The organism is Flavobacterium panacis, assembly GCF_024649945.1.
In the GTDB taxonomy this organism is placed as follows: domain Bacteria; phylum Bacteroidota; class Bacteroidia; order Flavobacteriales; family Flavobacteriaceae; genus Flavobacterium; species Flavobacterium panacis.
The window spans coordinates 49486-61977 of record NZ_JANKMS010000012.1; the positions used below are offsets into that span (position 1 = coordinate 49486).

Genomic DNA, 12492 nt, shown 5'->3' on the forward strand with positions numbered 1-12492 from the left:
GTCTTTTTGAAAAACCTTTAAGAGAATTGGTTAATTTCTCTTAAAAACATATTTTCTGTTTAATCTACATTTGTCCAATTGAATCAATTGAATCTTCTTCTTCAGCATTTATACCGAAAATCCCAAAATAAGTTGCATAAATCATAGAGCTGTTAAAGACAACAGTAAAGATAATTCCGATGCAACATCCGAAAATACCGATAAGCGAACCAATAAAACCTATGATGAAAAATGCAAATATGTTAAGCGGATTTTTGGTAACAACCGTAATACTTGATTTGATGGCGTCAATTGCATTTAAGTTTCCGAATACGATTAATGGAATCGACAGATACATAAAATAAGAGACCATGAATGAAATTACATTTCCAACGTATAAAACTTCAAAGCTGTCAATAAAATTAGAAAGTGCAGTTCCTACAAGAGCAGGGATAAAGGCAGCAACAAAAATTTGCCCTAAATAAGGTGCTTTGTAATAAGTGAAAATAGTGGAAACATTAAATTGAATGTCTTTGTCTGCAGAATCTGCCATTTTTAAAAAACCTGCACCAAACGGAGCTGTGATTCCTGCAATTGCAGAAACTACAAAAGTTTGTATTACCAGTTCAATTGAGGTGAATTGTTGGTTTTCTAAATCCATTAAAAAATCTCTAGTAAGACTTCCTATTCCAAAGTAAGCAATCATTATTCCCATAAAGGCCATTGCTGCAAGAATAGAAAAAACCAGAATGATAAGTCCAGAGTAAAGTGCTATTTTTTTATAATTTTCAAAGGCATGATTAAAAACTGTAGCAAAATCAAGGGAATAGCCATTTTTTTTAATGTCCTCAATTTGGTCAAGGGTAGATTTCATTTTATATGTAAAATTGTTTTATTGACTTGTAATAAGATACGGGTATCTTGACGTAAATATAGTATTTTTAATCAATTCCATATAAAAATCTCTAAAACATTCTAAAATGATTCTAACGCATTTATATCCAGTCTAAAACTCGTTTAATAGAAGCTAGTTTATCTTTGTAAGGTGCGTAACGCATGGGCAAATCGAGCCAGTTTCCTTTTTTTACAATAGCTTTATGATGCGAAAATGTATCAAAGCTAAGCTGGCCGTGGTATGCGCCGATTCCACTTTGTCCAACACCGCCAAAAGGCAATCTTTTATTAGAAAAATGAACGACTGTATCATTAACACATCCGCCTCCAAAAGAGTATTTTGAAATTAATTTTTTTGTGAATGATTTATTTTCGCTAAAAATATAAAATGAAAGAGGTTTCTCATAACGACTGATGACGTTTTCGATGTCATTTTCATTTTCATAAATAAGAATTGGTAGAATAGGTCCAAAGATTTCTTCTTTCATTACTGGACTCTCCAAATCGGGTTCTTCAAGTAAAGTTGGGGCAATATAAAGTTTGTTGGCATCGCTTTCTCCGCCAAACAAAATATGCTCACCTTGAATCATATTGGTTAAACGATACCAGTTTTTGGTATTTATAATTCTGGCAAAATCAGGTGATTTGTCTATTTTTTTTCCGTAAGCTTTAATGATTTCTTCAATTAAATAGGTAATAAAATTGACTTTCATATTTTTTTGAATCAATATGTAATCAGGTGCAATACAAGTTTGTCCGGCATTGATAAATTTTCCCCAGACAATTCTTTTGGCTGCAAGTTTTAAATCTGCTGTCTCGTCAACAACGCACGGGTTTTTTCCGCCTAATTCTAATGTAACGGGAGTTAGGTTTTCAGCTGCTGCTTTTGCAACAATTTTACCAACAGCAACACTTCCTGTAAAAAATATATAATCCCAGCGCTGGGCCAGTAATTTGTTTGAAACTTCTATACCACCTTCAAAAACTTCTACATGATTAATGTGAAATGTTTTTTCTATAATTTTTGCGATTATAGCAGAGGTGTTTGGTGTAAGTTCAGAAGGTTTTAGAGCAACTTTGTTTCCTGCGGCAACAGCAGCAATCAAAGGGCATAAAGCTAATTGAAAAGGATAATTCCAAGGAGCAATGATCAAAACATGACCATAAGGTTCTTTGTAAATATAATCGCTGGAAGGAAAATTAAGAAGAGACGGAAAAACACGTTTGGGTTTTGCCCAGGAATTCATGTTTTTGATTACGTCTTTAAGTTCTGATATTACATAATGGGTTTCGGTAACAACAGCTTCAAACTCCGGTTTTTGAAAGTCATCGTATAAAGCTTTGATGATTAAATCTTCGCTTTTCTGAATGTTATATAATAACTTTTTCAGTGTTTCTTTTCGATATCTGATGTCACTTTTATAATCCATTTTTTCGATCCGCTTGTTTTTTCTCTATGCAAGTTAATCGATAAAAATTTAAAAATTAACAATTAAATCATAAAAATCATACAGCATTCCAAATCGGATCTTCTGGAGTTGGAGCAATAATTGTAATATCTTCTTTTGAAACAGGATGAACAAAAGTAAGTTTTCTAGCATGAAGATGAATGCCTCCATCAGGATTACTTCGGTCTGCTCCATATTTTAAATCACCTTTGATTGGAGATCCGATTGCCGATAACTGCGCTCGAATCTGATGATGACGCCCTGTATGTAAATTGATTTCTAAAGCAGTGTAATTCTGAAGCTCTTTGATAATGGTGTAATCTAAACTTGCTAATTTACTATCAGGAACTTCTTTTAAATGTGCTTTCGAAGTATTGTTTTTTTCGTTTCTTTTTAAATAATGAACCAACTTTGCTTTTGCTTCTTTTGGTTTGTTTTTCACAACAGCCCAATATGTTTTTTTAGTTTCACGATTACTAAACAGCTCATTCATTCTGGATAAAGCTTTGCTTGTTCGGGCAAAAACTACAATTCCTGTTGTAGGTCGATCCAAACGATGAATTACACCCAAAAAGACATCTCCAGGTTTGTTGTATTTAACTTTGATATATTCTTTCACAATATCAGATAAAGGTTTGTCGCCCGTTTTATCTCCCTGTACAATATCGCCAACACGTTTGTTAACCACAATAATGTGATTGTCTTCGTGTAATATTTGTAAGTTGTCTTTATGAGAAATGATTTTCATTAAAAGAATTTTAGATTTCAGATTTTAGATTGAGAAGTTTGGCTAAAGCCTTTGATATTGTTGTAAAAAGAACCTCCAGCTAAAGCTGGAGGCAATTATCTTTGTTTCTTTGTTCCTCTGTTGCTTTGAGCCTAAAAAACTCAGAACCTTAGCATCTTAGAGCCTTAGGACCTTTTTTAGTATTGTTCTTTTTCGTTAGGGAAATCACTAGATTTTACATCCGCTGCATATTGACCGATTGCTTTAGTCATTTCTTCGTAAAGATTTAAGTAACGACGTAAGAAACGTGGACTGAACTCGTTATTCATTCCCAACATATCGTGAATTACTAAAACCTGACCGTCAACACCACCTCCGGCTCCAATTCCGATTACGGGAATCGAAATACTGTCGGCTACTTTCTTAGCAAGATCTGCAGGGATTTTTTCTAAAACAACAGCAAAACATCCGATTTTCTCTAACATTTGTGCGTCTTCGATTAATTTTTCAGCTTCTTCCTCTTCTTTTGCGCGAACACTGTAAGTACCGAATTTGTAAATAGATTGTGGTGTTAAACCTAAATGTCCCATAACAGGAATTCCGGCATGTAATATTTTTTTAATAGATTCTTTAATTTCTTTTCCACCTTCTAATTTCACTGCATGCCCGCCACTTTCTTTCATTATTCTGATAGAAGAACGCAGCGCTTCTTTAGGATCTGATTGATAACTACCAAAAGGTAAATCTACCACAACCAAAGCTCTTTCAACAGCACGAACTACAGATGAAGCATGATAAATCATTTGATCTAGCGTAATTGGCAGTGTCGTTTCGTGACCAGCCATAACATTTGATGCAGAATCTCCAACCAAAATTACATCAACACCTGCAGTGTCAACAATTTTAGCCATTGTATAATCGTATGCAGTAAGCATAGAGATTTTTTCTCCATTGCTTTTCATTTCAATTAATGACTTTGTTGTGATTCTTTTATAATCTTTCTTTGCTACTGACATTTTATTTTTTTTTGATATTGTAAAAGTATTGAATAATTGTAAAACAGGAATCAGCAATAATAGAATATTTCGACCAAGAATAATTCCTCAGGTTTGAAATCTAATTGAAAATGACTGTTTTTCATTGTGATAGAGTAGGGATGTTTTGTTTGTAAAGAACCTTTAATAAGTGAATCAAATTTTCAATGAAAGCTTTTTCAGACAGCTAAAGGAACTTTGTTTTTTAACAATCTGCCATGTTTACCGCAATTGCAAGTCCGCCTTCTGATGTTTCTTTATATTTTGAATTCATGTCTTTTGCGGTTTCCCACATGGTATTAATCACTTTGTCTAAAGGAACTTTGGCATTTTTAGAATCCGTTTCTAAAGCTAATTCTGCAGCATTAATCGCTTTTATCGCTCCCATGGTATTTCTCTCGATACACGGAATTTGAACCAAACCGCCAATTGGATCACAGGTTAAACCAAGATGATGTTCCATTGCGATTTCGGCAGCCATTAAAACTTGAGCAGGAGTTCCGCCCATTAATTCGCAAAGTGCCGCTGCTGCCATCGATGAGGAAACACCAATTTCTGCCTGACAACCTCCCATAGCAGCCGAAATAGTCGAACCTTTTTTAAAGATGCTTCCAATTTCTCCTGCAACCATCAAAAATTGTTTGATTTCTTTTTCGCCTGCATTGTGGTTTTCAATTACCATATAATACATTAAAACGGCTGGAATTACACCAGAACTTCCATTAGTCGGAGCTGTTACAACACGCCCTAAAGAAGCATTTACTTCATTCACGGCAAGTGCAAAACAACTTACCCATTTTAAAATCTGACGGAATTTAACCTCGGTTTTTCTAATTTCTTCCAACCAGCTTTGCGGATCGGTATAATTAGACAATCCGATCAAGTTTTGATGCATATCAAAAGCTCTTCTTCGAACATGGAGTCCGCCTGGAAGAATTCCTTCGGAGTGACAACCAATGTACATGCATTCTAACATGGTATTCCAAATACGCATTAATTCTGAATGCACTTCAGCTTCTGGACGCATTGAAATTTCGTTTTCATATACAATTTCAGAAATCGATTTGTTTTCAGAAATGGTATAATTCAATAATTCAGCTGCGTTCTGAATCGGATAAGGGAAAGCACATTTTATAACTTCTTTCAGTTTCGCATTGGTACGCTCTTCTTTTACCACAAATCCGCCTCCAATAGAATAAAAAGTAGATTCATATTCAGAATTGTCAGATTTGTAAGCAGTAAATTTCAAACCGTTTGCGTGAAAAGGAAGAAAATCTTTGTTGAAAACAATGTCTTGGAGAAAATAAAACGGAATCACTTTTTGGTTGCCCAAATTGATTTCGTTGTTAGTTTCGATTTTTTTTATGATTCCTGCAATATCTTCAACGGGAATATATTCAGGATCCTGACCACTCAAACCCAACATAACGGCTAGATCAGTTGCGTGACCTTTTCCAGTTAAAGAGAGAGAGCCATACAAATCGACTTTTACTCTTGTTATATCTTCTAAAATAGCTTCCTCTTTAAGCTCTTCCAGAAAGCGTTCGGCAGCACGCCAAGGTCCCAAAGTATGTGAGCTTGAAGGGCCAACGCCAATTTTAAGCATATCAAAAACTGAGATACATTCTTCCATTGTTCGTTTTTTGTTAAGACAAAGATAATTGAATAATGCAATGAAGATTTATATTTTAATGTTAATCTTGCGTATTTGTTAAAAAAAATATTAAATATTAATAATTTGGCAACGAAATAAATTTAAATCCTTAATATGCGGTTTTCGTAGAAAGTAAGCGTTTTTTCGGTATTTTTGTAATGAAACAAGTTGATAAAGAACTTGATTTTTTATATTAATACCTCTTGGATTTTGTTTTAATTCTGAAAATGTCTTTTTACAAATATTAATACCACAAGAAGATAAATTTACAATATGATAGAATTTTTCAAACATCTATTACAAGAATTCGAATTGCCGCTTACCAATCCCGTATTGATTTTTTCGCTAATACTTTTTATAATTCTGCTTTCGCCAATTTTACTTAAAAAGATTAATATTCCCGGAATTATTGGTCTTATTATTTCAGGAGTAATCATTGGTCCACATGGATTAAATATTTTGGCAAAAAACTCTGCAGTCGATCTTTTTTCAACAATTGGACTTCTTTACATTATGTTTATAGCCGGTTTAGAATTGGATATGAATGAGTTTAAAGCCAATCGAAACAAAAGTTTATTGTTTGGTTTTTTTACTTTTATTCTGCCTCTTTCGATCGGATTTCCAGTTTGTTTCTATTTACTGAGATATGATTTTAATGCGAGTTTTTTAACGGCAAGTATGTTTGCTACTCATACATTGGTAGCATATCCGATTGTAAGTAAACTAGGAATTGCTAAAAATCAAGCAGTTGCTATTACAGTTGGAGGAACAATTTTAACAGATACAGCGGTTTTGATTATTTTGGCTGTCATTATGGGAAGCAGTCAAGGAAATCTAAATCAGGCATTTTGGGTCAAATTGATTGTTTCTTTGGCTATTTTTTCAGCTATAATGTTTTTGATTATTCCACGTGTTGCAAAATGGTTTTTCAAAAAATTAGAAAGTGAAAAACATGCTCATTACATTTTTGTACTTTCTGTAGTTTTCTTTGCCGCTTTTTTGGCTGAAGTTGCGGGAGTAGAACCGATTATTGGAGCTTTCGTTGCAGGTTTGGCGTTAAATCCTTTAATTCCACATTCTTCTGCTTTGATGAATAGAATTGAGTTTATTGGAAACGCTTTATTTATTCCGTTTTTCTTGATTTCAGTGGGAATGCTGGTTGATGTAAGTGTTATTTTAAGCGGACCAACAGCTTTGATCGTTGCAGGAACACTGAGTGTTGTAGCAATATTTGGAAAATGGATTGCAGCCTTTTTTACACAATTGGTTTTCAGATATACTAAAACAGAAAGACAGCTTATTTTTGGACTGAGTAGTGCGCATGCTGCAGCTACTTTGGCAGTAATTTTAGTAGGATTTAAAGCTAAAATCTTAGACGAAAATATCCTAAACGGAACCATTATTTTAATTCTGATTACTTGTATTGTAGCTTCTTTTGCAACTGAAAAAGCAGCTAAAAAAATAGCTATTTGCGAAGAAGAAATCTCACCAGAAGATACAGGAAGAGATCAAATCTTAGATGAACACATTTTAATTCCATTGGCGAAGACTTCTGCAACAGCTAGTTTGTTAGATTTTGCTCTTTTAATAAAAGATAAAAAATCGTCTAATCCTGTTACTTTATTAACGATTGTTCCAAACAATAATCAGGCGGAAAAGAATATTTTAAAATACAAAAAAGCGGTAGATAAATTTGTGATTCAGGCTTCAGCTTCAGAAGTGAAAATTAATACAATCGCTAGAATTGACCATAATCCTGCAAGTGGAATTGCCAGAACGTCTAAAGAAATCATGTCTGATATTGTGATTGTAGGCTGGCCTAGAAAAACAGGATTTATTGATAAAATCTTTGGAGAAAATGTAGATTCGATTATCAATAATGTCGATAAGAGTTTGTTTATCTGTAGGTTTCAAAAGAATTTTATTGAAGAAAAAAGACTGGTTTTTGTCTGTCCTCCATTTTCTGAAAGAGGAATTGGTTTTCAAGTATTGCTTCAGAAAATATGTCGTTTATCACAAGAATTAAGCATTCCGATTGTGGTTTACGCTGAATACAAAACGCACGAAACCATTCAGCAAATTGCTAATAATTTGAAATTGAATGCCAAATTAGGATTTAAGAATGTTTCAGATTGGGAAGATTTTGAATCTATTTCTGATGAAATGAAACCAACAGATTTAGTTGTTTTCAATCTATCTAGAAAAGGTTCAGTTTCATATCAATCTATTTTTGATAGATTACCTCAGAAGTTTGAAAAATATTTTGATACCAATAATGTAATGCTTGTCTATCCGCAAGATGATCGTAAAGAAAGTGCGATGGATGCTTACGAAGATTTTACAGCTTCACCTTTGGCAAAAGGAATCGAGGCAATCGAACAGATTGGACGTGGTTTGGGAAGTATTTTGAAGAAAGGCTAAATTTCATCTTTATGAAAATCTCGATTGTTTTAGCTGTTTTTAGTATTGTTTTTACTTTTTCAAGCTGTAATAAAGTAAAAGAAGAAACGAATTCAAATTCTGAAGCTACTATTAATAAAGGTGATAGTATTGTAAAAACTACCAAAAAAGAATTGCCTGAGAATTTTGATGAATTCAATAAAAAATTTCATTCGGATTCTCTTTTTCAGGTTTCAAGAGTTGATTTCCCAATTGAAGGAAAACATATTTACGGATTTGAGCAATACAGTTGGACACGAAAAAATTGGCAGTTTCACGCTATTCCTGTTCAAGAAAAATCAGAAATTGAAGAATACCAGCATACTTTAGTAAAAACCGATACATTGATCACCGAAAGATTTTGGATTCCAGATAGTGGTTTTGAAGTTGAAAGGCAATTTAAACTGATCAAAAACAAATGGTTTTTAATTTATTATAACGATATAAATTTATAGTAAAATGAAGCACAACATAAAATCAATTCGACCATTTATTGGTTCCAAAAATTTTGAAATTTCAAGAAGTTTCTATCGTGATTTAGGCTTTGAAGAAACTGTTTTAGATGCAAAAATGTCTGTTTTTAAAAGTAATGAAATTGCATTTTATGTGCAAAACGCTTACGTTCAAGATTGGATTGACAATACTATGATTTTTGTTGAAGTTGACAATGTAGAGCGTTATTATAGTGAACTAACGGCTTTAAAGCTTCCAGAAAAGTATGAAGGAGCTAGATTGACTCCAATACAATATTTAGATTGGGGAAGCGAATGTTTTCTGCATGATCCGTCTGGTGTTTTGTGGCATTTCGGAAAATTTAAATAAGATTTTTTTGCCACGAATTTCACTAATACTCACGAATTAAAAAATAAAAAATTAGTGAAATTCGTGGCAAAAAAGAAATTACCTCAAACCAAAATCGCCCAAAACGCGAGTAGTTCCTTTACGCTGGTACCAATCATTATAGACTAATTCAATATTTTTTACATCAAATTCGCCAAAATCATAATCACGATATTTTTCTGCTATTTGGATTAGTTTTTTAGGATCATGAAGTTTTTCTTGAAAACGCATTATGGTAGAATGTGCCGTAGAAATCTCATATCGGCTGTCAATACTTTGTTGCAAGTCCGAATTTTTAAAGTTCTCTCGCAATCTATTTCTTAAATTATTTAAAGTTTCATCGCTAGGAAACCCTTGAATCATTATTGCCGATGGAGAAGCCGTCACACCTTTGTAATGAATTTTGATTTTATCTACATCAACAAGACTTCTGCAGATAATTTCGATGTACTCGTTTGGTAAAATCTGATTTAATTGAAATGCTGTCGAACAAGATATAATGGACATTACTGTAATATGAATATCGCTATCAGGATAAAAATACTGTTCTGGTTCTGCTTTTTTTAGTTCGTTAATGAAATGCTGAATATTGGCTTTTATTTCATCACTTGGACGTATTAAAAGTGTTATCCCGAACCTAGAATCAGATTCGTTTTTAAGCTCTGAATCAATCGCATATTTTCCTGCTGAAATTGCTTCAGAAGAGGTTTTATAAAGTTGATCGTAATGTTTAGTTAGTTTGCTCATTATATATTATTCAGCTTCAAAAATCGTTTTTAATTTCGATTGCAAATCGTGTTTATTGTTTTCGCTACTGCCTTTCCATTTTCCAATAATAGTGCCGTTTTTGTCAATTAAAACTTTGTGAGGAATCCCATTAACGAAATAGTCTTTAATAATATTTGCATTATCCTGTGATAAAAAAATATGCCTCCAGCTTTCAATTTTTTCTTTGGCAATGGCTTTTCCCCAAAGATCAAGTTTGTCATCTTTTGCTATGCTGATGATTTCAAAACCATGTTGATGGTATTTTTTATACAACTCCTTGATGTATGGAAGTTCTTCTCTGCAAGGACGACACCAACTTGCCCAAAAATCGATCAGAACATATTGTTTTTCTTTAAAATCATCCAACGAAATCATATTACCTTTGCTGTCTTCCAAACTGAAATTTGGAGCGATACTTCCCACTTTACTTTTTTTAAAGTATTTAAGTTTTTCAGCCATCTCTAGACCTTTAGGAGAATTCTTAATTTCGGGTGTGAAATTTTCAAAAACTTCCACAAAAGTGTCATAAAAATTCATTCCGATATAACGATTAACAGGCACGCGAATTAATTGCAAAGCGCGAAACGAATTGGGATGATTTTTAGCAAAAACAAAATCAAGTTTCAATTCATTAATGTCATTTTGATCTATAATGTTCTCCAAATCATCTACACGAAGAAGTAACTGACTTTTAATAAGTGAATCCTTTTCAATTTCAATTTTTGATATAATTTCTTTTTGAATTGCAGCAATAGAGTCGTGAATTTTTTTAGTTGTTCTATGCAGTTCTAAAATTTCTTTTTCGATTGCAGTTTCATCCTGAGCAAAACTCAAATTACTTAAAAGGGGAATAAAAACAATAAACAGAAGGTTTAATTTTTTCATTGAATAAGTGTTTATCAGGATTTATTCGCTATTTCTTTTTTGGTTTTGCCAAATTTTCTTTAACTCTAAATTTTACGATTTCGGTAATTAAATCATAAGGCATTGGATCTTTAAGAGGAAATTGAACAGAGCCCTTACCAGATTTGTATTTTGAAAGTTTTTCTGCAAAAGCTTCATGACCACTCGGAAGAGCATAAAGTCCGATATGATTTTTATAAGCAGCAAAATAAACTACAATTCCGTTCTGATCAAAAGCTGGCATCGAATAACTGATTTTCTCTTTAGCATCTGGAGCTGCTTTCTGAATCGTCATTCTAACTTTCTCCAGAATTTCCTGAACATCATTGGGAAATCCACCAATGTATTCGTCAATACTTTCAGGTTTTTTTGTTTCCATAACGTTTTTTGTTTCAAGTTGAGTTTCTTTACTTTTTTTTTACCGCAGAGTTCGCAAAGATTTGTGCTGATGAAATATTGTAAAGACAAAGCTTTGCGAACTTATTATTTAATGGATCTAAAAAAACTTAGCGACCTTTGCGTACCTTTCGGTTAAATCAAAATTATGCTAAACCTTTAGGAAAGCGATCTAAAACTAAATTCAGTAATAAATGATGTTCTAAATACGCTTTAGCGCCTGCTAAAACCAATGTAAAACCTTCAGTAGAATTACGAACTTGATCAATTATTTTATCTGAATCTCCTTGAAATCCTGAATTGGTAATACTGACAAAAGTTTCATTTTCGTTTAACGGATTAAAAACCCATTCCACCAAAGTGATTTCATCAGGATTTCCCCATTCGATTACAATCTTTTTATTTTCTTGTAAAACCAGTGTTTTAACCGAGAGAGAAAAACCATACATCTCCCAGGTCCATTCTGTTTTTTGATTCTCTTCTAATTTTCCTGATCCTTTGGTAAACCAAAATTTACTGGTAATCTGAGGATCAATAAAAGCCTGAAAAACTTCTGAAACAGGTTTTCGAATCAGCATTTCGGCCTTTGCATATTTGTTGTTTTCTGTTTTCATTCTTTAGAAGTTAGAGGTTATAAGTTGAATATAAGAAGTCGATTTTATCTCAAAACTTCTTTTTTTTCTTCTGACCTCTAAATTATGAAATTACTGTAGTAAAATGTGCCAAAGTTTAATTAAAACTATAACCTAGTAATAAATTAAGGGAATTGGTTTTAATAGTACCATTGTGGATAATCTCTGTATCAGAAATATTTGTTAGACCTAAATTTTCTCTTATTTCAATATAGATTTGATTGTTTTCATTCAGTTTGAATTCCTTTCCGATTCCGGCTGAAAAACCAAAATCTATTGATTTTTTATATTTTGTATCTTCATCATCCGAACCAATTGTACCAGGGATATTTGATTCTGATTTTTGTCCAGATTTCAGTAAATAACCCAAATAAGGTCCACCATTTATGTAAAAACTTTTATCGCCAGAGAAATTATACTTTAACATAATTGGAAGTACAATATAGTTTAAATAGGCTGTGACTTTATATCTATAATTCCCATCAATCGGTTCGGTTGGTAAATCCGGATTCAGAACATCGATTTTGCCTTTAAAATTTTGAGCTTTTCTTTCATAATTCAGATCTGCTCTTAGTGATAAATTTTCCTGAATTTCATGTTGAAAAGAAAGTCCAAATACGTAAGCAAAACCTGGATTTTTGTCTGAATAAGAATCGTAACCTCTAAGACTTGAGTAGTTTAAACCTGCTTGTATTCCGAATTTTGCTTTAGAATCTTGTGCTGTTGTTTTGAAAGTGATTAAAGAAATAGTAAATAATAAAAAAGTAATTTTCTTCAT

The 12492-nt window shown here is 32.7% G+C and carries 13 protein-coding genes; 3 read left to right on the forward strand and 10 right to left on the reverse strand.

Translation table 11 applies throughout. The features are described 5' to 3' along the window. Window positions 1-64: 64 nt before the first annotated feature. From NQQ59_RS21380 to NQQ59_RS21400, 5 genes are all read right to left on the reverse strand, one after another. Window positions 65-853: a hypothetical protein gene (locus NQQ59_RS21380; RefSeq protein WP_144218881.1), complete on the reverse strand. Its 789-nt coding sequence runs from the start codon at window positions 851-853 to the stop codon at window positions 65-67. A gap of 121 nt (window positions 854-974) precedes the next feature. Further along, on the reverse strand, window positions 975-2303 hold the full coding sequence (locus NQQ59_RS21385) for an aldehyde dehydrogenase (RefSeq protein WP_144218883.1): 1329 nt from the start codon (window positions 2301-2303) through the stop codon (window positions 975-977). A gap of 76 nt (window positions 2304-2379) precedes the next feature. After that, window positions 2380-3069 carry an RluA family pseudouridine synthase gene (locus tag NQQ59_RS21390; protein ID WP_144218885.1) on the reverse strand — a complete coding sequence of 230 codons (690 nt, stop codon included), beginning with the start codon at window positions 3067-3069 and terminating at the stop codon, window positions 2380-2382. Between the two features lie 176 nt (window positions 3070-3245). After that, window positions 3246-4064, reverse strand: coding sequence for a 3-methyl-2-oxobutanoate hydroxymethyltransferase (panB, locus tag NQQ59_RS21395; protein ID WP_144218887.1), 819 nt, complete (start codon window positions 4062-4064; stop codon window positions 3246-3248). Window positions 4065-4287: 223 nt separating this feature from the next. Further along, a complete protein-coding gene (locus NQQ59_RS21400) occupies window positions 4288-5715 on the reverse strand; it encodes an L-serine ammonia-lyase (protein ID WP_144218890.1) in 1428 nt (475 codons plus the stop codon). A gap of 294 nt (window positions 5716-6009) precedes the next feature. Here NQQ59_RS21400 and NQQ59_RS21405 point away from each other — a divergent pair, with 294 nt between their 5' ends. Genes NQQ59_RS21405 through NQQ59_RS21415 form a run of 3 tightly spaced genes read left to right on the forward strand, consistent with a single transcriptional unit; the run spans window position 6010 to window position 8997 of the window. Beyond that, entirely contained in the window at window positions 6010-8157 is a 2148-nt protein-coding gene (locus NQQ59_RS21405; RefSeq protein ID WP_144218892.1) for a cation:proton antiporter, read from the forward strand. Window positions 8158-8168: 11 nt separating this feature from the next. After that, the gene (locus tag NQQ59_RS21410; RefSeq protein WP_144218894.1) at window positions 8169-8630 is read left to right on the forward strand and encodes a DUF4348 domain-containing protein; all 462 of its coding nucleotides are present in this window, start codon (window positions 8169-8171) and stop codon (window positions 8628-8630) included. Between the two features lie 4 nt (window positions 8631-8634). Then, on the forward strand, window positions 8635-8997 hold the full coding sequence (locus NQQ59_RS21415) for a VOC family protein (protein ID WP_144218896.1): 363 nt from the start codon (window positions 8635-8637) through the stop codon (window positions 8995-8997). A 78-nt stretch (window positions 8998-9075) separates the two neighbouring features. Here NQQ59_RS21415 and NQQ59_RS21420 read toward each other — a convergent pair whose 3' ends face one another. The 5 genes from NQQ59_RS21420 to NQQ59_RS21440 form a co-directional block, all read right to left on the reverse strand. Next, the gene (locus tag NQQ59_RS21420) at window positions 9076-9762 is read right to left on the reverse strand and encodes a 2'-5' RNA ligase family protein (protein WP_144218897.1); all 687 of its coding nucleotides are present in this window, start codon (window positions 9760-9762) and stop codon (window positions 9076-9078) included. Between the two features lie 6 nt (window positions 9763-9768). After that, a complete protein-coding gene (locus NQQ59_RS21425) occupies window positions 9769-10668 on the reverse strand; it encodes a TlpA family protein disulfide reductase (protein WP_144218899.1) in 900 nt (299 codons plus the stop codon). A gap of 28 nt (window positions 10669-10696) precedes the next feature. Next, window positions 10697-11065: an iron chaperone gene (locus NQQ59_RS21430; protein ID WP_144218901.1), complete on the reverse strand. Its 369-nt coding sequence runs from the start codon at window positions 11063-11065 to the stop codon at window positions 10697-10699. A 163-nt stretch (window positions 11066-11228) separates the two neighbouring features. Further along, a complete protein-coding gene (locus NQQ59_RS21435; protein WP_144218902.1) occupies window positions 11229-11696 on the reverse strand; it encodes an SRPBCC family protein in 468 nt (155 codons plus the stop codon). 115 nt (window positions 11697-11811) lie between these two features. After that, entirely contained in the window at window positions 11812-12492 is a 681-nt protein-coding gene (locus tag NQQ59_RS21440; RefSeq protein WP_144218904.1) for a porin family protein, read from the reverse strand.

Bases quoted from the DNA above. Each gene is read 5' to 3' on its own strand.
- panB (WP_144218887.1), bottom strand. From the start codon at position 4,064: ATGTCAGTAGCAAAGAAAGATTATAAAAGAATCACAACAAAGTCATTA.
- NQQ59_RS21425 (WP_144218899.1), bottom strand. From the start codon at position 10,668: ATGAAAAAATTAAACCTTCTGTTTATTGTTTTTATTCCCCTTTTAAGT.
- NQQ59_RS21385 (WP_144218883.1), bottom strand. From the start codon at position 2,303: ATGGATTATAAAAGTGACATCAGATATCGAAAAGAAACACTGAAAAAG.
- NQQ59_RS21405 (WP_144218892.1), top strand. From the start codon at position 6,010: ATGATAGAATTTTTCAAACATCTATTACAAGAATTCGAATTGCCGCTT.
- NQQ59_RS21400 (WP_144218890.1), bottom strand. From the start codon at position 5,715: ATGGAAGAATGTATCTCAGTTTTTGATATGCTTAAAATTGGCGTTGGC.
- NQQ59_RS21430 (WP_144218901.1), bottom strand. From the start codon at position 11,065: ATGGAAACAAAAAAACCTGAAAGTATTGACGAATACATTGGTGGATTT.
- NQQ59_RS21415 (WP_144218896.1), top strand. From the start codon at position 8,635: ATGAAGCACAACATAAAATCAATTCGACCATTTATTGGTTCCAAAAAT.
- NQQ59_RS21410 (WP_144218894.1), top strand. From the start codon at position 8,169: ATGAAAATCTCGATTGTTTTAGCTGTTTTTAGTATTGTTTTTACTTTT.
- NQQ59_RS21420 (WP_144218897.1), bottom strand. From the start codon at position 9,762: ATGAGCAAACTAACTAAACATTACGATCAACTTTATAAAACCTCTTCT.
- NQQ59_RS21380 (WP_144218881.1), bottom strand. From the start codon at position 853: ATGAAATCTACCCTTGACCAAATTGAGGACATTAAAAAAAATGGCTAT.
- NQQ59_RS21440 (WP_144218904.1), bottom strand. From the start codon at position 12,492: ATGAAGAAAATTACTTTTTTATTATTTACTATTTCTTTAATCACTTTC.
- NQQ59_RS21435 (WP_144218902.1), bottom strand. From the start codon at position 11,696: ATGAAAACAGAAAACAACAAATATGCAAAGGCCGAAATGCTGATTCGA.
- NQQ59_RS21390 (WP_144218885.1), bottom strand. From the start codon at position 3,069: ATGAAAATCATTTCTCATAAAGACAACTTACAAATATTACACGAAGAC.